The 23,159-nt window shown below is 56.4% G+C and carries 23 protein-coding genes and 1 pseudogene; 1 reads left to right on the plus strand and 23 read right to left on the minus strand.

Annotation, left to right across the window (positions count from 1 at the left end; translation table 11 throughout):
- Positions 1-73 precede the first annotated feature (73 nt).
- Positions 74-2,839: a fibronectin type III domain-containing protein gene (locus tag ACTQ33_RS12185; protein WP_441464874.1), complete on the plus strand. Its 2,766-nt coding sequence runs from the start codon at positions 74-76 to the stop codon at positions 2,837-2,839.
- Between the two features lie 60 nt (positions 2,840-2,899).
- Here the strand turns inward: ACTQ33_RS12185 and ACTQ33_RS12190 are convergent, their stop codons facing one another.
- From ACTQ33_RS12190 to spoIVA, 23 genes and pseudogenes are all read right to left on the minus strand, one after another.
- Positions 2,900-3,337: a cupin domain-containing protein gene (locus ACTQ33_RS12190; protein WP_441464875.1), complete on the minus strand. Its 438-nt coding sequence runs from the start codon at positions 3,335-3,337 to the stop codon at positions 2,900-2,902.
- Between the two features lie 34 nt (positions 3,338-3,371).
- Entirely contained in the window at positions 3,372-4,565 is a 1,194-nt protein-coding gene (locus tag ACTQ33_RS12195) for an ethanolamine utilization protein EutH (RefSeq protein ID WP_441464876.1), read from the minus strand.
- Positions 4,566-4,602: 37 nt separating this feature from the next.
- On the minus strand, positions 4,603-5,142 hold the full coding sequence (locus tag ACTQ33_RS12200; protein ID WP_441464877.1) for a BMC domain-containing protein: 540 nt from the start codon (positions 5,140-5,142) through the stop codon (positions 4,603-4,605).
- Positions 5,143-5,145: 3 nt separating this feature from the next.
- Positions 5,146-6,504: a 4Fe-4S dicluster domain-containing protein gene (locus ACTQ33_RS12205; protein ID WP_441464878.1), complete on the minus strand. Its 1,359-nt coding sequence runs from the start codon at positions 6,502-6,504 to the stop codon at positions 5,146-5,148.
- A 15-nt stretch (positions 6,505-6,519) separates the two neighbouring features.
- Positions 6,520-6,801, minus strand: a complete 282-nt coding sequence (locus ACTQ33_RS12210) for a EutN/CcmL family microcompartment protein (RefSeq protein ID WP_441464879.1) — start codon at positions 6,799-6,801, stop codon at positions 6,520-6,522.
- Positions 6,798-7,523: a hypothetical protein gene (locus ACTQ33_RS12215; RefSeq protein WP_441464880.1), complete on the minus strand. Its 726-nt coding sequence runs from the start codon at positions 7,521-7,523 to the stop codon at positions 6,798-6,800. The genes ACTQ33_RS12210 and ACTQ33_RS12215 overlap by 4 nt, the downstream gene beginning before the upstream one ends.
- Before the next feature lie 47 nt (positions 7,524-7,570).
- On the minus strand, positions 7,571-8,389 hold the full coding sequence (eutJ, locus tag ACTQ33_RS12220) for an ethanolamine utilization protein EutJ (RefSeq protein WP_441464881.1): 819 nt from the start codon (positions 8,387-8,389) through the stop codon (positions 7,571-7,573).
- A gap of 47 nt (positions 8,390-8,436) precedes the next feature.
- The gene (locus ACTQ33_RS12225) at positions 8,437-9,048 is read right to left on the minus strand and encodes a PduL/EutD family phosphate acyltransferase (protein WP_441464882.1); all 612 of its coding nucleotides are present in this window, start codon (positions 9,046-9,048) and stop codon (positions 8,437-8,439) included.
- Between the two features lie 11 nt (positions 9,049-9,059).
- Positions 9,060-9,824: an ATP-binding protein gene (locus tag ACTQ33_RS12230; protein ID WP_441464949.1), complete on the minus strand. Its 765-nt coding sequence runs from the start codon at positions 9,822-9,824 to the stop codon at positions 9,060-9,062.
- A gap of 96 nt (positions 9,825-9,920) precedes the next feature.
- Positions 9,921-10,205: an ethanolamine utilization microcompartment protein EutM gene (gene eutM, locus ACTQ33_RS12235; RefSeq protein WP_441464883.1), complete on the minus strand. Its 285-nt coding sequence runs from the start codon at positions 10,203-10,205 to the stop codon at positions 9,921-9,923.
- Between the two features lie 37 nt (positions 10,206-10,242).
- Positions 10,243-10,524, minus strand: a complete 282-nt coding sequence (gene eutM, locus ACTQ33_RS12240) for an ethanolamine utilization microcompartment protein EutM (RefSeq protein ID WP_441464884.1) — start codon at positions 10,522-10,524, stop codon at positions 10,243-10,245.
- A gap of 30 nt (positions 10,525-10,554) precedes the next feature.
- On the minus strand, positions 10,555-12,045 hold the full coding sequence (locus tag ACTQ33_RS12245) for an acetaldehyde dehydrogenase (acetylating) (protein ID WP_441464885.1): 1,491 nt from the start codon (positions 12,043-12,045) through the stop codon (positions 10,555-10,557).
- A 319-nt stretch (positions 12,046-12,364) separates the two neighbouring features.
- Positions 12,365-12,643 (minus strand): annotated as a pseudogene (locus ACTQ33_RS12250) (BMC domain-containing protein); the annotation flags it as partial.
- Between the two features lie 51 nt (positions 12,644-12,694).
- A complete protein-coding gene (eutL, locus tag ACTQ33_RS12255) occupies positions 12,695-13,348 on the minus strand; it encodes an ethanolamine utilization microcompartment protein EutL (protein ID WP_441464886.1) in 654 nt (217 codons plus the stop codon).
- Positions 13,349-13,364: 16 nt separating this feature from the next.
- Entirely contained in the window at positions 13,365-14,267 is a 903-nt protein-coding gene (gene eutC / locus ACTQ33_RS12260; protein ID WP_441464887.1) for an ethanolamine ammonia-lyase subunit EutC, read from the minus strand.
- A gap of 19 nt (positions 14,268-14,286) precedes the next feature.
- Positions 14,287-15,657, minus strand: a complete 1,371-nt coding sequence (locus ACTQ33_RS12265) for an ethanolamine ammonia-lyase subunit EutB (protein WP_441464888.1) — start codon at positions 15,655-15,657, stop codon at positions 14,287-14,289.
- A 53-nt stretch (positions 15,658-15,710) separates the two neighbouring features.
- Complete coding sequence (gene eutA, locus ACTQ33_RS12270) at positions 15,711-17,141, minus strand: ethanolamine ammonia-lyase reactivating factor EutA (protein ID WP_441464950.1); 1,431 nt, start codon at positions 17,139-17,141, stop codon at positions 15,711-15,713.
- A 101-nt stretch (positions 17,142-17,242) separates the two neighbouring features.
- Positions 17,243-18,667, minus strand: a complete 1,425-nt coding sequence (locus ACTQ33_RS12275) for a sensor histidine kinase (protein WP_441464889.1) — start codon at positions 18,665-18,667, stop codon at positions 17,243-17,245.
- A gap of 3 nt (positions 18,668-18,670) precedes the next feature.
- On the minus strand, positions 18,671-19,255 hold the full coding sequence (locus ACTQ33_RS12280) for an ANTAR domain-containing response regulator (protein WP_441464890.1): 585 nt from the start codon (positions 19,253-19,255) through the stop codon (positions 18,671-18,673).
- Between the two features lie 34 nt (positions 19,256-19,289).
- Positions 19,290-19,736, minus strand: a complete 447-nt coding sequence (locus ACTQ33_RS12285; RefSeq protein ID WP_441464891.1) for a EutP/PduV family microcompartment system protein — start codon at positions 19,734-19,736, stop codon at positions 19,290-19,292.
- 9 nt (positions 19,737-19,745) lie between these two features.
- Entirely contained in the window at positions 19,746-20,096 is a 351-nt protein-coding gene (eutS, locus tag ACTQ33_RS12290; RefSeq protein WP_441464892.1) for an ethanolamine utilization microcompartment protein EutS, read from the minus strand.
- 15 nt (positions 20,097-20,111) lie between these two features.
- Positions 20,112-21,257, minus strand: a complete 1,146-nt coding sequence (locus ACTQ33_RS12295; RefSeq protein WP_441464893.1) for a 1-propanol dehydrogenase PduQ — start codon at positions 21,255-21,257, stop codon at positions 20,112-20,114.
- Between the two features lie 330 nt (positions 21,258-21,587).
- The gene (gene spoIVA / locus ACTQ33_RS12300) at positions 21,588-23,066 is read right to left on the minus strand and encodes a stage IV sporulation protein A (RefSeq protein ID WP_441464894.1); all 1,479 of its coding nucleotides are present in this window, start codon (positions 23,064-23,066) and stop codon (positions 21,588-21,590) included.
- Positions 23,067-23,159: the final 93 nt, after the last annotated feature.

Genomic DNA, 23,159 nt, shown 5'->3' on the forward strand with positions numbered 1-23,159 from the left:
TTGCGGAATCCATTCTTGCATTTTTCGCCCATTTGCAATAAAATACGTGTTGTAGGAAAAGGAGGCGAGTTTTTTGTCTGAACTCAAGCTCATATCTCCCCTTCTGGACAACATGGAAATCGTAACATGTTTGCAGTCCGGCAGCGGAACCTCTGTCTTCCTTTTACGCGGCACGCGGAACGGTCAGGAATATATTCTGAAACGGATTTCTGTGCCCGAGTCCCAGACCCAGGTGGAGGCTTTGTACTTCGCCGGTGCGGCTGAGGATGAGGAAGAAGCAAAAAAATACTTTGAGCAGCTCATCAAGGATTACTGTGCCGAGCTGTCGGAGCTGGACATGCTGCGGGGCAGTACCAATTTTGCAACGTATCTGGACTATCAGGTTTGTGAAAAAGAGGACGGCATCGGCTACGATCTGTATCTGTTGTCGGAAAAATGGCAGACATTAGTGGAATACCTGTCGAAAAATGCCATGACCCATCTGAAGGCGCTGAACCTGGGACTGGACTTGTGTACGGCCCTCTGCGATCTGCGGACCCATGGACTGATCCACCGGGACATCAAACCGGAAAATATCTACCTCAACGGTCTTAACAGCTTTATGCTGGGCGATCTGGGCGTGGCTAAAATTGCAGAGCTCAAATACTGCACCATGCCGGAACGGATGGTAACGGAGTACACGGCCCCGGAAATGACCGATATTCTCAATCCGTTCAATACCACCATCGATATTTACTCCATCGGTATGGTGCTTTACCGGATTCTCAACGGTAACCACGGTCCCTTTGAGGACGAGAAAACATCGGCCAAAGCCGCCAACAAACTGCGGATTTCCGGCGAACCTCTGCCGGCACCCCTTTACAGCGATTATGAACTGACAGAAATTATTATGAAGGCCTGCGCTTTCCTGCCGGAGGATCGCTACCAGACGCCGGAGGAATTCATGCAGGACCTGGTCCTCTATATGAAGCGCAATAACGTCACTGACTCTCTGATTGTGCCGCCGCTGTTGCTGGACCCAGAAGACATTGTTCATCCCGATGCCATGGACGAGGAAGTGCAGCCGGTGCAGTTCGCGGAAACGGACCAGATGGACGAACAGTTTATTGCCAGCTTTATGCCGGATACCACTGTGCAGGGCGGCGAGGAGGATATCGAGATCACACCCTCGTCTTCCACGCTGGATACTCCGCCGGAGAGCGCCCCGTGGAGTGAATTGCCTGAACTGTCGGATTTGCCGTCCTTTGCGGCGCCCCATGCCGCAGACCCCGCCGAAGAGATGTCAGCTGCTCCCCCACCGCCCAGTGCACCGAAAAAGAAGCGGAGCAACAAGGGAAAAAAGCTGGCGGTTGCCGTTTCTTCCGCCGTTGTTGCCTTGGGCGTTATCGGTGTCAGCGTCTATTTTCTTGCCTTTGGCGGCCCGGCCACCAATATCGCCTCTATAACTATGGAAGACCGAGGTACTAATTATCTGGTGGTCCATGTCAAGGCCGGTTCGGATGTGTCGGACTTGACGCTGCATTGTGTGGACACATACGGCAACGAACAGACAGCAGAGCTCAACGGCAGCAGCGCTACCTTCTCGGAGTTGGCTCCCGGTACCCAGTACACCGTCTCAGTTGTATCCAACAGCGGCCACCGTCTCAGTGGCACTACCTCCGCCATGTTCACTACCGTTGCCACCACCGACGTTCTGAGCTTTGTGGGTACGGCAGTCACTGGCGATCAGGTAACGTTGCAACTGACAGTCAGCGGTCCCAGCCCTGAAGAGTGGACCGTGCGCTACTTTGCCGAGGGTATCGCGCCCCTGGAAAAGACGTTTACCGGAAATTCGGTCACCATTACCGGACTGGAAAGCGGTGCGGCCTATCTCTTTGAGCTCTCCAGTACGTCCGATGTGGAGCTGACCGGTAACACCTCTCTGGAACTGACCACCACGCCGGAGGTTTCTGTTTCCGATCTGGCGGTATCGGCATTGACTGAGACCTCTGCTACCGTATCCTGGACCGCTACGGAGCCTGCTCCGGCTGAATGGACCGTCACCTGTACCGGTACGGACGGCTCTATTGCGACCAAAACCGTCACCGATTGCGAGGCGGAGTTCACGGAACTTACCACCGGCGAAACGTATACTATTTCTGTCACTGCCGACGGCTTGGCCACGCCCGCCGTTATCACCGCGACGCCTACTTCCATGGTCATTGACGGTTTTACCGCCACAGCCTCCACGGACGGCTCTGTGTCCGTCTCCTGGAACAGCGGCAGCGATACGGCTTCCTGGCAGCTGCGGTATGCGGTTGCCGCTACCGGCAGTCCCATCACCGGCACCATGGAGGTGCAGGGCAATACGGCCACGCTGGAGCATTTGATCCCCGGTGAGAAGTACACGCTGGAACTGCGCTCCGCCTCCGGTGAGAAGCTGGGCGGAACCACTACCGCTGAAGTCACCATCCCCGCTGCAGGGGCCTTTGACCAGTACGGCGCTTCCCGATTCTTCCTGGGCCTTTTCAAAAAGCCCGACAAGTCCAACTGGACCGCCAACGATCTGGTCACCATGAGTGAGCCGGTTTTCTCCACCAGCGATTCCATTGTTTTTGCCTTGGATAGTCTCACGGACCGCAGCGACAGTGAAGATGAGGTCACCCTTCTGTATGTGGTGGAATCCGCCGCAGGCGTTCCCCTCTCCACCGGCAGCAAAACCGCTGCTTGGAACAACCTTTGGACAGAGGATCTGATTTTGGGTCAGGTGGAAGAAACACCGCAGGAGGCCGGCACGTACACTCTGCGTCTCTATCTGAATGGTCAGAGTGCCGCAGCCAAGGAATTTACCATTCAATAACACATCAAACCCATATGACAACGAACCGCCGCAGGAATGGCTCCTGCGGCGGTTCTACTGTTAATTCAGTTCCTGCCAGTTGGCCGGATATACGAAATAGGCATATCTCGTAAAACCAGAACTCTGGAAGTGGATGTGGCTGCCTTTGGGAATGTAGATGATATCACCGGGGCCGCCGGAAATGATACGGCCATCGATTTCAATTTCCAGGGTACCTTCGATGACCATGTCGTATTCGTCATAGGTCAGCGTCCACTCAAAGCTGGTGTGGTCCAGTTCCATAATACCAGCACCCATGCGAGGCGCTTCCTCCAGAGTAACGATATCCTTCAACGCGACGCCCTCTTGTTCAAAAGGCTCGCACCGGACCGTAGAGGTTTTGATGCCGATGATGCCGCTGGGGTCCACATGCTTCTCAAACGCGGGCTTGGAGCTGTTCTTTGTCTGCTCCAGAACCTGCAATACGATGTCGCGGATCAAAGACTCACTGATATTCATAATGCGTCAAATCCCTTCTATGGAATGGGGGCAATTACTTTTTGCTGGCGGTTTCAATCTTGCTCAGCAGCTTGGGCGCCAAAACATTGGCCAAGATCAGAGCAGTGATACCAGCAACCAGTTTGCCAATTACGACGGGGAAAATCATGTCGGGTTCGTTGCCGGCAGTGAAGCCCAGGTGATCGCCGAATACGAAAGCGGCAGACACGGCGAACGCCACGTTCAGCAGCTTGCCCTTGGGGTTCATCTCGCCCATAATATTGAACATGGCAATGTTGTTGGCCAAGGTTGCCACCAGACCGGCAGAAGCTTTATCATTCATACCCAGCGCGGAGCCGATCTTACTGAGTGCGCCGCCGAAGGTCTTGGTAATCCACTTGACCATGGGGAAGGCACCGATCAGGACAATACCGATCTGGCCGCAGGTCAGCAGGCCGCTATCCAACGGAGACAGGCCGGTGACCTCATCCTTGATGCTCATGACGTCCAGCACGGGGAACATGATGCCGGTGATCTGCTGGAAGACGGCAATGGCGGTGAAGATGGTAATAACGATGGTCACTCCGGTGCCAAAGACATTAAAGCCGCGGATCATGGCAGCAGGGGCAAACCACAGGCCCAGAACGATCAGGGCGGCAACGATGATGACAGGCACCAGGTTGATGAGGATGGTGCCGATGGGCAGCTTGAATTCGGTCATACCCATAGCAAGGCCGCCGACAATGCAACCGATGGGAACCGTAATCAGACCAGCCAGGACACCGGCGCCCAGGTAAGGACGGTCTTCCTTCTTGATGATGCCCAAGGCAACAGGAATCGTGAACACAATGGTGGGACCCATCATAGTGCCCAGAATCAGGCCGGCAAAGTTGCCGATGGCAGGGGTCTCAGCCAGCTCCATAGCCAAGGGGTAACCGCCCATGTCACAGGCCAGCAGTGTGGTGGCAAACATGGAAGAGTCAGCGCCGATCGCTGTGTAGATGGGCTTCAGGATGGGGCCCAGCAGCTGTGCCAGCACGGGAGCAGCTGCCACAACGCCGGCCATGGACAGGGCCAGGGGGCCGATGGCATTGAAGCCTTCCTCAAACTGTTCGCCATAGCCAAACTTGTTGCCCATAATTTTGTCTATGGCGCCGACGATCATAAAGATCATCATAATCATCATAATGACGGAATTGATGGAGAGGCCGCTGAACCAAGCCTGCACGCTCTCTGTAAATACGTTCATGTGGTATCCTCCTTTTTTCGTCCTGTGAGAATTACACTCACAGCAATGCTTCAAACAATTTGGGGTCCGGCCGGGGCAGGATTGCCGTTTGAACCAGCAATTCAGCATTGCGAGTAGCAGCGTCCACAGCTGCTCGTACCGCACCCACGTCGCCGGTCAGCGTGACAAAGCCCTTGCCGCCGATGGCATATCCGGTCCGAACCTCAATCAGGGTGACGTTGGCTGCTTTGGCTGCGGCGTCAGCTGCCACCACGGCCGATGCAATAGAGTAAAACTCCATCACACCGACAGCGCCCCGCACTGTGACGGGATTGGTCATACAAATGGCCGGAATCACCTGTTCATGGACGCTGGGCAACATCAAGGTGTCGGCCACATAGGGGCCACCACACGACTGCCCAGCTGCCATGGCTTCCCGCACGGAGCCTGTATCGCCGCCAATCAGTACAATATACTTACCCGGGCAGACCGTTGCTGCACGCAGCAACTCCACCTGCGCCGCCTTGACCATATCATCACAGGCCGCAATGCCCCGGGCGATGCTGGTAAATTCAATCAGTCCAACTGCTGCTGCCACGGATCAGCCCTCCTTTGCGGCGATCCAAATGCCGCCGTCTGTTATTTCTGTTACGACGCCATCGACGCCGCAGTGTATGTTGGCCGACAGCCCATCGGCTGCGGCTGATGCCACCAGCTGGCCCTTCTGCACCATGTCGCCCACTTTACAGACTGGCTGCGCCGGTTTGCCGATGTGCTGGGAAAATGGCACAAAAACCCGATCGGGGCAAATCTCCAGACAGTCGTCAGAAGCGTGAAGCCCATCATACCGGCTCAAATCCAATCGGGCAATCAGCCGCTCTGTGGGAACCCTGCGAAGATTCAAAGAATCCCGGGCCTCGGGATGTTGATTTCTGGGGACCTGGATACCCCGTTCCCGCATCCGGCCCTTGACATACTCATTGACCTTGCGGGGCGAAAGACCCATGGGACAGGCAAACATCTCACAGATGCCGCAGCTGCAACAATTGGCGGCGCTCCCAAATGCCCGTATCCATTCCGCAGTATCGTCCGTCTGCCGTTCCCGGTAGAGATTCCGCATCACAAGATGGGGCTGTACATCGTGACCGATCTGGTAGCGGGGGCACAAATCGGTACACATCCGGCACTGGATGCAGGCTGTTTTAGCTTGCAGGGCCAGCCGCTCCATAGGCCGCCCGGCCCGGGTGATCAGGTAATGATCCCGGGGCAGTACCAACAGATTGCCAGTGGTTTTGGTTACCACGGCCTGTTGTATCTGCTGAGGGTCCGCCAAAACCTTGCCCATCATGGGGCCGCCGACAATAACAGCATACTCCTCAAGCAAAGGCTTGGCCGCCGCAATGCACTGGGTAATGGGCGTACCGATGGGAGCATGGAGCATCATCGGATGGGGGACCTCTCCCACAACGGATAAGTATTTCATGCTGACACCTGAGCCTTCAGTAATGGCATCATAGATAGTCAACATGGTACCCACATTGTCTACGACAGCTTCTACATCCAGCGGCAGCCCCCGTTCGGGAACCGAGCGGCCCGTCACCCATTGAACCATGGTTTGTTCGTCGCCCGCCGGATAAAATGTGCTCATTTTGCAAATCTCTATGGACTGCCCGGCTGCATCAATGGCAGCCTGCAAGGCTCGGATTTCCGCCTCGTACTTGCCCTTGATGGCAATGACCGTATGTTCGGCTCCCAGATGGGCAGCGGTGACGGCGGCAGCTGCTACAATCCGGTCGGCAAAATTCCGGCACAAGAACTTGTCGGTCTCAATCAGTGGCTCACACTCGGCGGCGTTTACAATCAGCCACCGGGCCTTGGCCTTCAGCTTGACATGGGTAGGAAACCCCGCACCGCCTGCGCCAACCACACCGGCCTGTTGGATTTTTTCCAAAAATTCCATGGTACACCGTCCTTATTACAGCACATCGGGACAGATCTCCTGATCGTCCACAATGCCGACCACCGTGGCGTCCACCGGAACGGCCATGTCTCCAACAGCGCTGCGGGCGGAACTCCCCCCGACAATCAACACTGTCTCACCAATGCCAGCACCAATAATATCCGCCGCCACAAAGGGCGTCTGCTCGGCGGCCTGGGTTACCAGATTCAGGGGCTGGACAATGAGCAGCTTATAGCTGCGCAGCTTTTCGTCCTTCCGGGTGGACCAGATGGTGCCGATCACCTTTGCAATTTTCATGGCTGCTCACCTGCCGCTTCTTCCCGCAGCAACGCAATGTTTCGTGCTTGCAGGTATTCTTTGGCCAGTTCTGTCACGATGGCCCGCTTGGTCACCCGGACGGCACGAACATCCCGCCCTACGGCATCCCGCAGGTCCCGTTCGGAAATGACCCGTTTTTCCAGCAGGACTTCCCTACCGGCCGCTGGGGTCGGCGGACACGGTGCCGCTGGAGCCTCTGGTGTGGGAATCTCCTCCGACAATACCGCCGCCGCCAACTGCCCATGTGGGCAAAGCGTCACACCGCATTGTTGCAGGAAGGACAGCTTTTGCAGAAGCATGGCATAGTAGGCCGCCGGTGCCGTGGCTGCAAACTGAAACAGCTCCACGGTCTCCTGTGCTACAAATAACCGCTTCCCGGACAACATAGCCTTTTGAGCCAACTGTGTAAAAGGTGTGTGGCAATCTCCGTCTGCCAGCTGACACAGGGACGGCACATCAAGCCCATAGACCAAAACGGCTTCATAGTCATCGATAGAACAATGATACTCCTGCAGCAGTGCGCATTCTGTATCGTAATACTCCAACAGGGCTTCGTGCTCCAGAGCCTCGTGGCACAGGGTACCATGCTCCGGCGTCAACACCAACAGTTTTGGTTTCCCACTGGGTGCGGTGGACGCTTGCTCCGTCATACGAGACATGACCCGCGCCACAATTTCATCGACCAGTTCGGTAAATTCCATACATTCCCTCCTTCCGATCCCATTGGGGGAGGATGTGGTTCTTTGGATTATTTGCAATTCATGGCGATACCTGTAGGCGTTACGAGGAATGGATCTGCCGGTTTGACGGTATGAATGCCCGTCTCCTTCTCAAAAATATCCTCAATGCCGGTGAGGCAGCAGGTACCGCCGCAGAGATACAGGGTATCGGTCTCCTGCTTGTCCACATATCGGTTGACGATGCCTGCCATTTTCTCCACCACAGCTTTCACCACCGGCAGAATTTCCCGATGACGGGCATAATCCTGCTTGATGGCTTCCGCTTCATCAAAGGAGATATGGTAATTGCCTGCCAGCACCAGCGTCACATGGGTGCCTCCAGTGGGCTCGTCCTCGATGCGGACTACCTTGCCGCCCTTGAGTATGGCAAGACCAGTGGTGCCGCCGCCAATGTCGACCACAACACCGTCTTCGATCTGATAGATGGAGTTGGCCGCCGTCGGTTCGTCCAGCACGTTGGTCACTTCCAACCCTGCGCCTTCGGCCACATATTGGTGGGTTTTGACACTGGATTCTGTACCGGCCGGCATGGCGATTGCACAGTTAACCAGCTCCCGGCCGCCCAGACGGGCTTCCAGTTTCTCCTTGAGACGGCGGACGATTTGCAGCGCACCGCTGTAATCCACCACCACACCGTCCTTGAGCACACTGGCCGCCTGCTTTTCACAGGCAATGGGGTTGTTTTCCTCGTCCAGAACCACCAGAACGATATACGCCGTACCCAGGTCCACGCCTACCTTGAGCTTGTCGCTCACAGGCTGGAAGGTGGTGGTCTCCGACTGCTTGACACGCTCCATATAGGCGTTGACCCGTTCCAAATCCATCATAGTATCGCCATCCTTTGTCACGGCGGGGCGCAGATGACGCCCCACTGTTATTTTATGATCCTGCCCAGGGTAAATCCGCTGACCAGCGCCGCATTCGCTTCATCAAAGTCAATGTGCATCCGGCAGCTGAACTTGCTGCTGACGCGGATGATGACATCGCGGAACGTCACGGGACGGTCACTGAGAACCTCCACACTGACGTGCTGCTTGTCCTCCACGCCCATGGCGCGGGCAGCCTCCGGCGTCAAATGCACATGGTTGTGGGCGATGATGGCGCCCTGCTCCACAGTGATCTGACCACAGGGGCCCTCAATGGTGATGGCGCCGGACCCGGCTACGTCGCCAGACTCCCGGACGGGAGCCTTTACACCCAGGTCCACACAGTCACTTTTGGACAGTTCTACCTGGGTATCGGGCCGAACAGGTCCCAATACGGCCACTCGGTCCTTGCGTCCCTTGGTGCCGAGGATGCTGACTCGTTCCTCAGAGAGGAACTGGCCCGGCTGCGACAGGGGCCGCTTGGGCGTCAGCGTGGCACCGGGGCCAAACAACGCCTCCAGATGGGCTTGGGACAGGTGCACATGTCTGGCGGAAACTTCCACCTCCACCAGACCGGCACGCGTCATAGCCTCCAGTACGCTTTGTACAATCTCTTCCATGGTCGGTCTCCTTATCCCTTGGTATACATACCGGCCAGGTACATGCACATCATGATATGCATGGCGCTGGACATGCGGTTCAGTTCCTCCACAATGGGAAGATTGGTGCACTTTTTGCCGTCGCGGAACGCCTGATTGGCTGCCACTTCCGTTTCACGGACCTGGGTACGCAGCTGGTTCAGCATGGCATAGGTCCTGCCCAGTTTATAGTCGGGCATGGTCATCTGCGGAATGTGGAAGAACCGCATGGGATCATGGGACCGCTCCCGCAGCTGGGCATGAGTCAGACCAATGAGTGTCTCATTGCGGAACGGTTCATGGAGCGCGTCACACCGCATCATCTCATGGAGTACCGTCAAAATATCCTGCAAATCGGCAATCAGCTTTTCATTCCCTGCCGTCTCTGCCAGAATGGATTGGGTCAGCACAATCTGTGCACCCAGGCTGTCCAACTTACCGCGGAAAAAGATGTGCGGGTGAGCTTTGGGTACCAGAACATTGCCGTACAGGTGTGTCATATGCTCGGGCTTTTCCATATAAAACGCGCCTGTTTCCTCATCCACATATTTAGCCACCGGCTGCACCGGCGCTTCGGCTGCGACAGCTTTTGGTTCCTCCGGAATCACAGGAGCCGGAGGCGGGTCCTTGCTGATCTTGATTTTGCGCTGCTGCAAGTACTCTCTAGCTGCCGGCGACAAAATCTTTCCCTCAGGAATATAAAAGGTTTCCGGCGTCTCAGCGCGCAACTGCTCCCGGAGCAGCGCTTCGGTGATCACCTTCAATTCACACACCCCCTGACGTTAGAGTAAAACCGTTGGGGCGAGTCCGCGGCGCTGCCAGGGCAGCCCCGCGGGATTCCCGCCGTCCATACATCAGCCCTGCAACGCCGGGAGAATGGCCTCCACTTCGTTGTGGGGGCGGGGAATCACATGGACAGAAACCATCTCGCCCACGCGCTCGGCTGCGGCTGCGCCTGCATCGGTAGCAGCCTTGACCGCGCCCACATCGCCGCGAACCATGACGGTGACGAGACCGCCGCCTACATGCTCCTTGCCAATCAGGGTGACGTTGGCCGCCTTGACCATTGCGTCGGCGGCTTCGATGGCTGCCACCAAACCCTTCGTTTCAATCATACCCAGTGCCTGCATTGCTGCCATAGTATATTCCTCCTAGCTGGAAATTAGTTCTTTGTGATTACTTGAGGCTGGGCAGAATCTGCTCCACTTCCTCATGGGGACGGGGAATCACATGGACGGAAATCAGTTCGCCCACGCGCTCAGCCGCCGCCGCACCGGCGTCGGTAGCTGCCTTGACCGCACCCACATCGCCGCGGACCATGACGGTGACGAGACCGCCGCCCACATGCTCCTTGCCAATCAGGGTGACGTTGGCCGCCTTGACCATTGCATCGGAAGCCTCAATGGCCGCTACCAAACCCTTTGTTTCAATCATACCCAATGCCTGCATTGCTGCCATGGTAAATTCCTCCTTAAAATATCAAGTTTCTCAGGGTGTCTGCTGTAATTTTGCAATAATCTGCGCCACAATGGCGTCCACCATCTCCGGCGTCACCGTCTCACCGGCATCGTCCGTTTTGCAGATGCCGTCGGAGCAATCGGGCATACCCTTACGAATATCCTCCAGCTCTTGAATGCCATAGGCAATGTACCGCTTGTCCAGCAGGTTCATGGGGCCGACATTCTCACTGGTGGCGCTGCCGCCGATGGCGCCGCAGCCCAGCGTCAGAGAGGGCATCAGGCCGGTGGTACCACCGATGCCGCCAAGGGCCGACGGGGTGTTGACCATAAAACGGGAAGCCGGGATACGGCGGGCAAAATAATCAATGACCGTTTCATCGTTGGAGTGCATGGAGAAGGTGTGGCCCTTGCCCTCATAATGCAGAATGGTGCAGCACTTCTCGCACACATCCTTGTAATCGGTTCCGGTGTAGAAAGCCAGAATGGGACCCAGTTTTTCATTGGAATAAGGATGTCCCCTGCCCACGCCGTCCTCATAGGCTACAAGTACGCGGGTACCCTGGGGCACCGTCAGGCCGGCCAGCTTGGCAATGGTATCCACACTGCGGCCCACAATCTCGGGATTCATGGTGCCGTTGGCCCGCAGAATGAACTTGCCCAGCTTGGCGCTCTCCTCGGCGCTGAGAAAATAAGCGCCCTGCTTCTCCATTTCCGTCTGCACCAGAGGACGCATGTCGATATCACAGATAACCGACTGCTCCGAGGCACAGATGGTGCCATTGTCAAAGGTCTTGGAATCCATAATCCGCTTGACAGCCAGAGGGATGTCGGCAGTCCGTTCAATGTAGGCGGGGCCGTTGCCGGGTCCTACACCAATGGCCGGCGTACCGGACGAATAGGCTGCCCGCACCATGGCACTGCCGCCGGTGGCAAGAATCAGCGCCGTGTCCGGGTGCTTCATCAGGTTGTCCGTGGCTTGCATGGTGGGAATGGAGATACAGCTGACCAGGTTTTCGTTTCCGCCTGCCTCAGCAATGGCCTGCCGGATAACCTTCACCGTCTCCTTGATGCAGCGCAAAGCACTGGGATGAGGAGAAAAGACAATGGCGTTACCGGCCTTAATGGCAATCTCCGACTTGAACAAAGCTGTGGATGTGGGATTGGTGGACGGAATCAGACCGGCGATGACGCCCACGGGCACGGCGATGATGCGGAGCTTCTTCTCCTCGTCCCGGCCGATCTCACCGATGGTCTTCATATCCTTGATGTACTCATACACGCCCCGGCTGGCAAAGACATTCTTGACGACCTTGTCTTCTACGATGCCGAAGCCCGTATCCTCATGGGCCATCTGAGCCAGGCGGCGGGCGTTGCGGACACCGGCGTCCGCAATGGAACGAACAATGCGGTCCACCTGCTCCTGGGACATCTGCGCCAGCTCCTGCTGGGCCTTTTTGGCCGCCCCGACCAATTCCCGTACTTCCTGCATGGAAAGTAAATCTTTATCGTATAACTGCATGGGTTTATTCCTCCTGTGCGCTCACCCGCCAAATGTGGGAGATCAGGTCCTCCTTACGCGCAAAGCGGATGTCGTGGTTGGACATGCCGATCTGGGGCAGCTTCCGGGCCACCGTGCGCAGGCGGGAGACCGTCATTTTTTGCAGGTCCTCCAGCGTCAGCTGTGTCGATGCCATCTCGGCGTCTCCCGCAGCATCTTCCTCCTCAATCTCCTCCGGTTCCGGCTCATCCGTCGGAGTCTGCTCCGGTTCGAGAGCCGGTACAGGCGGTTCCGGCTCATCCGTCGGAGTCTGCTCCGGTTCGAGAGCCGGTACAGGCGGTTCCGGCGGCTTGGGACCGCCTAACATTGGCTGGAGATCCTGGGCAGGACGGGCGATCACATGGACTGAGATCAGTTGTCCGACCCGTTCCGCCGCGGCTGCACCGGCATCCGTCGCCGCCTTGACAGCGCCGACATCGCCGGCCACCAGGACGGTCACCAGTCCACCGCCCACCTGGGTTTTGCTGAGGAGGGTCACATTGGCTGCCTTGAGCATGGCGTCGGCGGCTTCAATGGCGCCGACCAGGCCTTTGGTTTCAATCATTCCCAAAGCATTCATGGAAGTTCCTCCGTTTCGTTATGCGGGTTCTCTGTGGTTACGAAAGCGGACTTATTCCACTCTGGGATTCTCTGCCACATACTCGACGGCTGCGGCAAAGGCCTCGCAGGCGGACTTGCAGGCCGACTGGCTGCCGGTCAGCAATGCGCCGCCAAAGTTGGTCTCAGAAGGAGGTGCGTACAGTACGCACAGCTCCACGTCAGCCGCCTTCATGGCGGCATCGACGGCGTACATGGCTTCCAGAGGCGGGGCGATCAGATAAGCCAGTGCCTCGCCCTCCTTGATACCGGCGCCCTCGGACAGATAGGAGCCGGTACGGGAAATGCACTGGGCATAGTACACAATGGAGTCGTCCTCGTTGGCAGAAACAAAGTAAGCGCCGTTTTCCACCATGTCCACGGCGGCCTGGAGACCAGCCTTGACCTCGGCGGGATTGGGACCGGCCAGCATGCCGATGAACTCACCGGCCAGCTTGGTGTTAGCGTTGGCAGCACCACCATAGAAGCTCTTGGCGTAGACAACGGAAACATCAGCCTTCTTAGTGGCCTCGTCGATGGCGGTATAGCCCACGTCATCGCAGTCCGTGGTCAGCAGGGCCAAAGACTTGTGCTCCGGGCTCAGGCCCAGCTTCTTGGCCAGCTCCGGGGAAACATTGGGGATGATCTTGGAAGACAGGACGCTGGCTCTAACGGGATCTCTTTTCATCGTTTATTCCTCCCTGTTACAGTTTCAAATCGGTACCGCTGGCCTTCTTCTCCAGCATGATCTTAATGATCTCCGCAATGTGGGCGCCGGCCTCGGAGGGAATGGTGCCGTTGCGGTGAATGTTGGAGAGAACCGTGCGGCGGGCCTCAGGCATACCCACAGTAGCCCGGTAGGCGATGTAGGCGGACATAGATTCGGCGGTGATCAGGCCGGGACGCTCACCGATAAGGGTGCAGGTCACTTCGGCATCCAGCAGCTCGGAAATTTCGTCCATAACGCCTACGCGGCCATACTTGACGAAGAACGGCGTACCCACGTCGATCTTGTAGCTCTGCAGGCCCTGAAGCAGTGCCGGCAGCAGATCGGGGATATTGGCAGCCACGGCGGCGGAGGAGAGGCCGTCTGCCACGTAAATCTGAACCGTGGGAGACTTTTTGCAGCGCTCTTTCAGCGTCTGTACCGCTTCAGGGCTCAGCTTTCTGCCCAGGTCGGGACGGGTCAGATACACATCCTTGCTGTCGCACTGGGTCTGGACAATAAACAGGCCCATTTCCTTCTCCACAAAGTCGTGATCCACGTCGTTAAAGACGGCATCCTGAGCAGCAGAGTGAGCGGCGCGGAATTGCAGCTGGGGCAAGGTCTTATACCGAGCACCGGCCTTGCCGATGCCGAGACGGCAGGGGGCATGGGCCTTCAACTCAGCATACTCCTCGCCGTGCTCCGGATTCTTGACCAGATACTGGGTCCGGATATCCACTTCGGTAACATCGGGAATGCAGCCCTCTTCGATCTGGCTGCATGATGCGCCCGACGTGCAGGCCTCCTGTACGGCTGCGGTCGCGGCCTTGGCCGTATCGCCGGTAATGTGCATTTCGGACAAAACCTGCTCAATAATGGCTTTCAAATCTTTCTGATCCATTCGATCTAGCACCTCCCGATTACTTCGTCATAAAGACGGATGCGTCACCCGCTTTGGGTGTCAGCTTGCCATTTTCGGAGAAGCCCATCTTCTCCAGCCACATGTCGAATTCCTTAATGGGGCGCAGGCCAAATACTTCACGCAGGGCAGCTGCCTCATGGAAGCCGGTGCACTGGTACATCAGCATGCAGTCGTCGCCCTCGGGGACACCCATGATGTAGTTACAGCCGGCAGCCACCAGCAGCGTGGCCAGGTTCTCAATGTCGTTCTGATCGGCCTTCATGTGGTTGGTGTAGCAGGCGTCACAGCCCATGGGAACGCCGGTGAGCTTGCCCATGAAGTGGTCTTCCAGACCGGCGCGGATCACCTGCTTGGAATCATACAGGTACTCGGGACCGATGAAGCCAACGACGGTGTTGACCAGGAAGGGCTGGAACTTTTTGGCGAAGCCATAGCAGCGGGCTTCCATGGTGACCTGGTCCCAGCCATTGTGGGCCTCAGAAGACAGCTCGGAGCCCTGGCCGGTCTCAAAGTACATAACGTTGGGACCGGTGGAGGTGCCCTTGCGAAGCATCATGTCACGGCCCTCTTCCAGCATCTTTCCGTTGAGACCGAATGCCTCGTTGCCCTTCTGGGAACCAGCGATGGACTGGAACATCAGGTCGATGGGGGCGTTGAACTTGTCGGCAGCCTCGGTCTGCGTGGTGACGTGGGCCAGAACGCAGATCTGGGTGGGAACTTCCCATTTGTTCTTGAACTCGTCGAAGCTCTTAAGAATACGGGCAACACTCTCCACGGAGTCGTCCACCGGGTTCAGACCGATGACGGCATCGCCGCAGCCCAGGGACAGGCCTTCCATAACGGACGCCATGATGCCCTTGGGATCGTCGGTGGTATGGTTGGGCTGCAAGCGGGACGAGAAAGTACCGGGCAGGCCGATAGTGGTGTTGCAATGGGCGGACACGCGCATCTTTTTGGCGGCATAGATCAGGTCCAGGTTGCTCATAAGCTTACAAACGGCGGCGACAATCTCCGACGTAATGCCACGGGAGGCCCGACGGATCATGGTGCCGGTGGTGTTCTCATCCAGCAGCCACTCGCGGAACTCTGCCACGGTCATATGCTTGAACTCGGAGAAAATCGTCTCATTGACGCCGTCCTGAATGATGCGGGTAACTTCATCCTCCTCATAGGGAACGGCCGGGTTGTTGCGGATGTCATTGAGCGAGATCTGGGAGAGGACGACCTTGGCCGCCACGCGCTCCTGAGCGTCCTCCGCAGCGATGCCGGCCAGCTTGTCGCCGGATTTTTCCTCATTGGCTTTCGCCATGACTTCGCGCAGGGACTTGAATTCGTAAGTGTGTCCAAAAAGCTTTGTTTTCAGTATCACGTTCACTCACCTCACGTTAGTAATGATTGGTAATCCCGCAATGCGGGCTTGCCTTACGAGTTGAAAATCAGCGTTTTGATTACCACCGGCACCACATGGCCCCCGGCAATGGGAGCGCCGATGTCGATGTAATCACCGCTGCGGGTCCGAATGCCATCGATACAGATGACGTCCTTTTTATGCTCCAGTTTTACCTTCATCGCATTTCCCAGAACTTTGCCGATGTCATTCTCCACCACCACGATCAGAGGATGGCTGGATTCCACCGCTTCCCGTCCACCGTCCAAAATGGCGTCGGCCAGCTGCTGCACTGCCTGGAAGCTGGTGCGTCCAGCGCCGGAAATGGCAATGGCCACCTGTTCGGTGACACCCTCCGGCCGGTACATTGCCATTTGGGTACGGATGGATGCAGCCAAGGTATCCAGCTGCGTCTCGTCGTCCTCTGCTACGCGCAGAATGGGGATGTTTTTGATGGGCAGACGATCTTTTTCATAGGTGATGGTACTGCCGCTGACCTCTGTGGTATGGGTACCGGCACCTACCACCGTGGCACGAATGGTTTCCACAGACCGGAACAGTTCCACCGTTTGGAACGCCGCATGGTTCCGGATAGCCCGTCCCAGCAGAACACCGATATCGCCGTACCGGAACACATCGCCCGGTTCCGGGTCATAAACGCAATCGGCTACGCCGCCGGAAAAGGTGACGCCTCGAACAGCCGGTTCTGTGGGAATTGGGCTGCCGTTGTTGGTATACAGGCCCGCGTGGTCTTCGTCTTTGGGCAGAAGCCCCAGCGCCTGGGCCAGATGACCGGCCATAATGGTACAGAGATCATATAGTTTTTGTTCCTGGGCCGGATCACCCACTTCCAGGGCCAGTCCATGTTTCTGCGCCAGCGCATGAATCTTGGGGAAAATCCAGGTGATCTTTCCCTGCTCCACTTTAATCAGGCGGCCACCGATATCAAGACAGCTGACGCCTCGCAGGATGCCCTTTTCGTACAGAGCAATATTGGAGGTACCGCCGCCAATATCAATATTGGCTACCGTGGTGCGATGCTCCTCCGAGATCACATCAGCACCGGCGCCTCTGGCCGACAGAACGCTTTCCAGGTCCGGGCCAGCTGTGGCTACCACGAAGTCTCCGGCCATATCAGACAATGCCTCCAGAACCTGATTGGCATTCTGTTTGCGGGCCGTATCACCGGTGATTATAACTGCGCCGGTCTGCAAATCTTCGGGGCGGATGCCTGCCGCGGCATATTCACCGCGAACAATCTCCTTAACTTTTTCCGTGTCAATCTCCGTAGCGGAGCGCAGGGGGGTAAAGTAGATTTTACTGCGATAGATCACCTCTTTTTCCACAATGGAGACGCGGGGCACGGCGTAATTTCCGGCCAGGTTTTCCACAACCAGACGGCTAAATACCAACTGAGTGGTGGATGTGCCGATATCAATACCGACACTGCGGACAATTTCCTGCATCATAACATCTGACCTTTCCAGAAAAAACAAATGCAGTCCAAGGCGCAAAGAACCCCTTTGCACCCGGACTGCATCGTTCGGATGATGTTGCCCGTCCGGCCCTACGTCGCGCCGGACAAATCTGAAATTTTATTCTTTTTAAAATCGAAGGTTACACAGGTACCGGCACTGTCCGACTGGATGGACAGGTGGCCATGGAGCTTGTCCCGTACCAGGGTTTCCACAATGTTGAGCCCCAAATGCTTGGCGCTGTCCTGGCTGACTTGAAAGCCGCAGCCGTTATCGATGACCTGGATTTGGGAATACAGTTCTCCGTAAGTAACAATAATGCGAATCGTACCGCCTTTGCGGCCTGTGAAGGCGTATTTCAAAGAGTTTTGCAGCAATTCATTGATTACCAGTGCTACAGAGGTGGCAATATCGGAGTCCACCCGAAAATCATCGCCCTCCACGGTCAGCTCCAGCGCCAAATGCTGGGGCGCAAAAAAACGAACAGCATTGTTTTTGATATGGACAATAACCTCACCCAGCATGATCTCATCGACACCGCTGCAAGCCAGCAGCTCATGGGTGGCGGCAATGGCCAGAATGCGGTTCATACTTTCATACAGCACCTGCCGCGTGGACTCCTGGTCAGTGCGACGCGTCTGGAGCCGCAACAGGCTGGCAATCGTCTGTAAATTGTTTTTCACCCGGTGGTGCATTTCCTTGATGGCCACCGATTTGAGAATCAACTGCTGCTCCTGCTCGTGCTTGAATGTGGTATCCGTCATCAGAATCGCAAAGGCAATGCCGTTTTCATGAATGGGAATTCGTTTGAATACGAGATAGACGGCCCCAATTTTCAGTTCTACCGCTGTAAAGCTCAATTCCTCATCCCGGGTGGTCACTTGATCGATCAGGCGAAAATTCTCGTATCGTTTGCCGAGAATATCCTCCACATACCCCAGCTTTCGGTATAAATTCCGAGCCAAGGTATTGCGGAACGTAATCACACCGTTGTTGCTGACAATCAGCAACGCTTCGTCGATACACTCCGGCAGCCAGCTGTGTTCATCCACCACCCGTGCGATAAAATCCGTCATATGCTGCATGCTCTGTTCCGACAGGTGAAGAATGGGACTTACCATCTGGCAGTCGTCCCGCTTTTCCCGAATCAGCACACCGATGACGCGCCCATAGTTGCGGATGGGCTCCACAGTCTGAATCACGTTGGAACGTTCCTGCGTGACCGCCTTCATCTGCCGGGTTGCAACCCCCAACCGGAACGTGCGGGCAACAGCAGGCTCATGTTCCGCAGTAGCCATCATGCCCACCACGCTGCTGCGGTAGGCGGACGCTCCGTTCTTCGGCTTGGCCTCTGCCACCACAATGGCATCGCCGTCCCGGGTGGGACAATCAAGAAAAATGTCCGCTTCCTCCATATCAGCTATGGTTTGCAGCGCAGTGGCATACCGTTCCAAAATTTCCATATCCGCTTCGGTTAGGTCGGTATGTCGCCGGCAAAGGGCCTTGATCTGCTCCATGGCTTATGACTCCACACTTTGAAGAATAATCTCTGACACCCGCAGCATAGACAGATTTTTGGTTTGGCTCAACTTGCGGATAAAGTCGTAAGCCTCCTGCTCTGTCATGCCGTCCCGTGCCATGATCTTGCCCTTGGCCTTTTCAATCATAGTCCGGCTTTCCAGACGCTTTTCGACTTTTGCAATGTCGTTCTGAAGCGCACGGATCTCCCGGCTGCGGGCCACGGCCAGCTCAATGCTGGGAATAATGGATTTTTCATCAACGGGTTTGACCAGGTATCCGCTTACGCCGATCTCCTTTGCCGAATCAATAAATTCCCGCTCACTATAAGCCGTCAGCAACACAATTGTGGCGCCGCAGCGCTCCTCATTCATAATACGCGCTGCGGACAGCCCATCCAGCAACGGCATTTTAATATCCATCAGCACCAAATCCGGCTTCAGACTTTTACAGGCCTCAATGGCATCGAAGCCATCTCCGGCTTCCCCTACCACCTGATACCCTTTGTCCTCCAGCAGCTCTCTCAGATCCATTCTGGTAATGGGCTCGTCGTCTGCGATGACAACGCGCAAGGTGCTTTCCGCCATGGTTGTCTCTCCTCCAGCCCATGACGGCTGCCGGTCAGTCGTAGTCCAGATAGCGCAGCAGCGGCGCAAACCCGCTGCCCTCGGTACTGCTGGTGACAAACAACTGTCGGGCGCCAGCCATGGTAAGATAGTTTTTTGCGTATTCGATCTGTGCATCCGTCGCCAGATCGCATTTGGTGACAATACCGATGGCCGGTTTGGCAAACATACTGGTATAGGACGGTGGAAACATGGTTCCGTTTTCCGTGGCGTCCTGCACCAAAACAATCAAATCTGCATCGGCGGAAGTCACCATCAGTGCGCCGCGGAGATTGGTCCGTTCCAGGTACTCCCCCGGCGTATCGATCATCGTATCATTAATGATTTGGATGGTCTGTGTTTTGTGATAGCGTATGGCCTCATGGTTCAAATACTGGCACAGCGTCGTTTTACCACAGCCGGACCGGCCAATGAGGATAATCCGTTTTTTACGTGCTTCCATGAGCCTGCCTCACGACCGGGTAACCGTGGTGGGCGTGAAGCCCATCTTGTCACACAGTACAGACATTACTTCATGGAGAGCGGCCTCCACCGCCGCCACATCACCGGTGATGACCAGTGAACCGTTGAAACGGTCCACAAAGCCAATGGAGACATCAGCCGCCTTGGTGGCTACGTCGGCGGCAATCATAGCGCCCTCACTGGGCGTAATGGTGAAAATGCCGATGGCACCCCGGGCATCGATCAGGCCCAATTTTGTATAGAGCTGTTCCACAGGGCTGGCAATCACATGGGCCAGTGTTACCTGCTTGCCCGGTACAAATTCCTGGATAATCCGCTGTTTTTCATCAAATTCGTTCATGGGTCACCTGCTCTCTCAGAGGGAACGATACCGTCCCGCCTTGTAGTAGGCCTGCCGGTACAGGGCCCGGACCTCGTCTGCCGTGCAGGGTACCGGCGTGGTGCCCATGCAGCGGTCGGCCAGAGCGGCCTCCGTCATATTGTCCAGCATAGCCTCAAAATCACTCTCGGAGAGACCAGCCTCCCGGATGCTCATGGGCATCTTCATCCGCGACTCCATGCGGCGCACCATATGAATCAGATTCAGGGCGCTCTGGCGGATGCTGCTGGTCCCCAGGCCAAGCTGCGCGGCCAATGCGGCATATCGTTCTGCCGTGGGGGTGAGCGTGCTCTCACAGCCAGCATTATAGCTCATGACGTAGGGTAGCAGGATGGCGTTGGCCCGACCGTGGGGAATGTGGGCCTGAGCGCCCATAGCGTGGGCCATGCTGTGGCACAAACCCAGACCCGCATTAGAAAACGCTGCGCCGGCCAGACAGGAGGCGTTGTGCATAGCCTGCCGTGCCGTCAGATCATCGGGGTTGGCATGGGCCGTCAGCAAATACTGATGCACCAAACGGACAGCCTTTTCCGCCAGGGCATCGGTGAAGTCGTTGGCCTCGGTGCAGACATAGGCTTCAATGGCGTGCGTCAGCACGTCCATGCCGGTATCCGCTGTGACGCCGGGCGGTACGCTGCGGGTCAGTTCTGCGTCCAATACAGCGTAATCCGGCAGCAAGCTCTCGTCGATCAAGGGGTATTTTACCCCTTTGGACCGGTCAGTAATCACGGAAAATTTACTGACCTCACTGCCGGTGCCGCTGGTGGTAGGAATGGCCACAAAGGGACAATCCTCCATCTTGAACTGCTTGGCCGCAAAAAAGACAATGGCTTTGGCTGCGTCAATGGGTGAGCCGCCGCCCAGGGCCACTACAACGTCGGGCTGGAACTCCACAATCTGTCCCACGCCGGCGGTGACCGTGTCGATATCCGGGTCCGGTGTCACATCGGAGAAAATCCGGTGTTGGGCATCGGGCGCCAGACGGTCAGTCAAGTAGCTGACCCGGCCGCTTTCGTGCATAAATTTGTCGGTGACGATAAATACGCGCTTCCGCTCCTTGAGCATGGCGCCAAACGCATCGCCGCCGATCAAAATCTCGGTACGCAGTTGAAATCGTTTCAAAAAACATGCCTCCTTCTAAGAACCCCTGCAAAAGAAGGCCAAAAACGCGCAAGGCGCCCTGACTCTCTCTGCAATTCCAGGAGTCAAGACGCTAACATCGCACCTATCGTCATTATGTGTTCCATTCGCGGTGTGCTGCTGCGGCGCAACACACCCGCTACTTTCCTTGATATTACGGTATTTCTTGTATTTTGTCAAGGGAAAGAGGAAATTTACCATGCTCAACACCACTGACTTTTTTCTTCGTTCTTTCTTACGGTTGTATGATCGACTCCATTCAGAGCAATCGGGAGCATGCCGGTCCTGATGCAGCATGCTCCCATTTTTATCTTAAATTACAATGCACAACAGGCCATTTCCCCCTTCATTGATGATTTTTTGCAGGGCATCTTTGAATTTGTATCGGGAGTCGGATGGCAGTTTTTGCAGCTTGGCCCCCAGGCCGTCGTTAATGAGATCGTACAAAGATTTTCCGAAAATATTGCTCTGCCACAGTTTCTCCGTGTTGCCTTCGCACTCCCCCATCAAGTACTGCACCAGCTCCTGGGACTGCTTTTCATCGCCGACGATGGGACTGATTTCCGTCTTCAGATCCGCCCGCATCATATGAATGGACGGGGCGCTGGCCCGAAGCTTGACACCGTAGCTGGAGCCCCGGCGCACAATTTCCGGCGTCTCCATGTGCAGGTCCTCGGCACCGGGCATCACAACGCCGTAGCCCGTGGCCCATACCTCCTCCAGGGCGTCGGCCACCTTGTCATACTTCTGCTTGACTTGAGCCAACTGTTCCAGCAGCGTCAGCAGATCACCATCACAGGTAATGGAGAAACCGCTCTTCTCCCCCAAAATTTGATAAAAAAGCGTCTGGGGCAGCAGCAGCATACAGCTGACGATACCTGTGGACAAGTCCATGGAGCGAATTTGATACTGCTCCACATGGTCCAGCGCGCAAATGCCCTCGATGGCTGGTTCCGCCTGCCGCATGGTGGCCATTCGGGCTGCACACTCCCGCATAGCCTCATAAAGGCTGGCTTTCAATGGGTGTTCACACTCCAGCGCGTCCATCCAACTGGGCAGATAGAAGCGCAGCTCCGTCACTGGGAACTGGTAGAGCAGCTTCGAAAGCAGCTGAACAATCTGCGCTTCCTGCATCGTCAGGCAGTTGACGGCGGTAACGCTGACGCCATACCGTTCCGTGATGTCTGCACACAGCTGGCGGGCTGTCTCCCCTTCCGGATGCTGAGAGTTGACTACCACCAAAAACGGCTTGCCGGTTGCCTGCATGTCCCGGATAGCCCGATCCTCCGCTTCGGCATAGTCCTCCCGCGGAATATCCGTAATCGTGCCGTCAGTGGTCATCACAATGCCAATGGTGCCGTGGTCCTCCATAACTTTTCGGGTACCCAGCTCCGCCGCTTCCGTCATGGGAATCTCATGATCGCACCAGGGCGTCGTCACCATACGGGGCTGGCCGTTCTCATCGGCCCCCATGGCGCCCACGACCATATAGCCTACGGTATCAATGAGTCGTACGGACAGCTTGGTTTTGCCGTCGGGGCTGATCTCCACCGCTTCTTCTGGCACAAATTTCGGCTCCGAGGTCATAATGGTTTTGCCGGAGCCGCTCTGGGGCAGCTCATCTTTCGCCCGTTCCCGCCGGTAGACATTTTCAATATTGGGGATAACCAGCTCCTCCATGACCCGTTTGATAAAGGTGGATTTTCCCGTGCGAACCGGGCCCACCACGGAGATGTAGACGTTTCCATCGGTGCGGCAACCGATCTGCTCATAGATACTTTTCTGTTCCATGCAGAGTCCCTCCTAGGTCGGCAGAGGTCGCCTCTGCCTTGTTCTATCCCCATGGATATGCTGACAAGCCCGGACCTATGCGGACTTTTTCCT

The organism is Candidatus Avoscillospira sp. LCP25S3_F1, assembly GCF_052117125.1.
Lineage (GTDB): Bacteria > Bacillota > Clostridia > Oscillospirales > Oscillospiraceae > Avoscillospira_A.